We start from the raw sequence: 2,129 nt of genomic DNA on the forward strand, positions 1-2,129 counted from the left end.
CCCAGAATGATCCCGACAGGTTGTACGCCAAGATAGGGCAACTTAACATGGAACTGGACTGGCTAAATACCCGCACGGGGCACTAGAAAAAAGTCTGGGATCAACCTGTAGCAGAGCGGCAGAAATTGCTCGATTCCAGCGAGGAACTTGCGCTATCTACGCAATGTAAATTGCTCGCGGTCACGCGCTCGGTGGTGTATGCGCGCCAAAAGCATCTACTGAATGTAGTTGATAAACATGAATGCCTGTTGTTGCAGTTGCTTGATGAAGAGTACACGCGCCACCCTTTTTATGGCTCACGGCGCATGACAGCCTACCTGTGCAAGCTTGGGCATCGGGTTAATCGCAAGCGGGTTCAGCGCTTGATGCGAACGTTAGGCTTGGTCGGTATGGCGCCTGGGCCCAATACCAGTAAGGCACACCCGCAGCACAAGATTTATCCGTATTTATTAAGAGGGCTCGACATCATTCGTCCCAATCAGGTGTGGAGCACCGACATCACCTATATACGGATGCCGCGTGGCTTCGTGTATTTGGTGGTGATCATCGACTGGTATAGTCGCAAGATACTGTCCTGGCGGTTGTCGAACACCATGGAGGCGGGATTTTGTGTGGACTGTTTGGAAGATGCCATCAGGACCTATGGGACGCCTGAGATCTTTAATAGCGACCAAGGCTCGCAATTTACCAGTGATGCGTTTACTGGCGTATTGTGTTCGGCGACAATTACCCTGTCCGGTCGCATTGCCTCACTAAAAATCATACTACTTAAGGATCGTTGCCTCATCTAAAATCGTACTACTTTTAAATACTATAAAAGGGGTTTTAGATGATAATTAAATCGATGAGCTTATCTGCTCGAAAAGAATTACTGGCAAGTATCCGGCAGAAATACTGTAATTCGAGTTGGATAGATAAAGGAAAAATATTAGATGGGTTTGTGGCTGCCACCGGTTATGACCGAAAGCATGCTATCCAGCTGATGAACAGTAAAGCAGAGCCTGAACAGCCAAAGGAGAGACTAGGGAGCCAGAAATACGATGAACAAACTCGTCAAGCCCTATATTCGATCTGGTATACGGCTAACCAAATATGCTCTAAGCGTCTCGTACCTTTTTTGCCAGAATTGATTGGGGTTATGGAACGTTATGGCCATTTACGAATTCCTGCAGAGGTGCGAACACGCTTACTCGGTATCAGTCCGGCAACGGTAGATAGACTGCTCAGACCAGAGCGAGAAACTATCAGAAAAGGCGTTAGCACAACTAGACCTGGCAATTTATTAAAAAATCAGATTCAGATACGTACCTTTGCCGATTGGGACGACGTCACTCCAGGCTTCTTAGAAGCAGACCTGGTTGCTCACTGTGGTGGCAATACGAACGGCGCTTTCTTAAACACTCTGGTGCTGGTTGACATTGCTACGGGTTGGCTAGAATGTATTCCCTTACTACGAAAAAGCGCCAAAGACGTCATTGACGGATTACGTATCGTAGATGAGTTATTGCCATTCCCTATACAAGGACTCGATACCGATTGTGGCAGTGAATTTATTAACTATGAGCTATTGGATTACTGTGAGGATAGACAAATCACCTTTACGAGGGCACGCACACACCGAAAAAATGATCAGGCTCATATTGAAGAAAAGAATGGCTCAGTTGTGCGCCGACTCGTTGGTTATGACAGATTAGAAGGCAGAAAAGCCTGGGAAGCTCTAGTTCAGCTATATCGGGTGCTCAGGAAGTATATTAATTATTTCCAACCCTCATTGAAATTGATAGAGAAAGAACGATGCGGAGCAAAAGTTTCAAAAAAATACGACTCTGCAAAAACGCCCTATCAACGTGTTCTACTTTCTGAGCATATTAGCCAGGCAAATAAAGATTTACTAACACACGAATACGAGGCAATTGATCCTGTTAACATGCTCACTCAACTAGAAATATTACAGGACCAATTATGGACATTTTCATGGAATAAAAATGGCAAGGCAGAAACTCATGTTGCCGATTGCGCAGCAGATAATGTGGGTGATCAAGAGCCTGTTAAGCCAGTGGAAAATACTCCTGTAAGTCGTTATTACCGAACCAATAAAATAACTGACTTAAGAAAAGCACCACGCATCT

General features: G+C 45.3%; 1 protein-coding gene and 1 pseudogene. Both read left to right on the top strand.

The genetic code is table 11. The features are described from left to right. Positions 1 to 773, top strand: a pseudogene (locus tag N7974_RS20430) (IS3 family transposase); the annotation flags it as partial. A 56-nt stretch (positions 774 to 829) separates the two neighbouring features. Next, positions 830 to 2,129 (top strand): integrase catalytic domain-containing protein (locus N7974_RS20435; RefSeq protein ID WP_262967374.1); only part of this gene is annotated, 1,300 nt, incomplete at its 3' end.

The sequence above is a fragment of the Methylobacter psychrophilus genome (assembly GCF_025583945.1).
Classification (GTDB): Bacteria; Pseudomonadota; Gammaproteobacteria; order Methylococcales; family Methylomonadaceae; genus Methylobacter_C; species Methylobacter_C psychrophilus.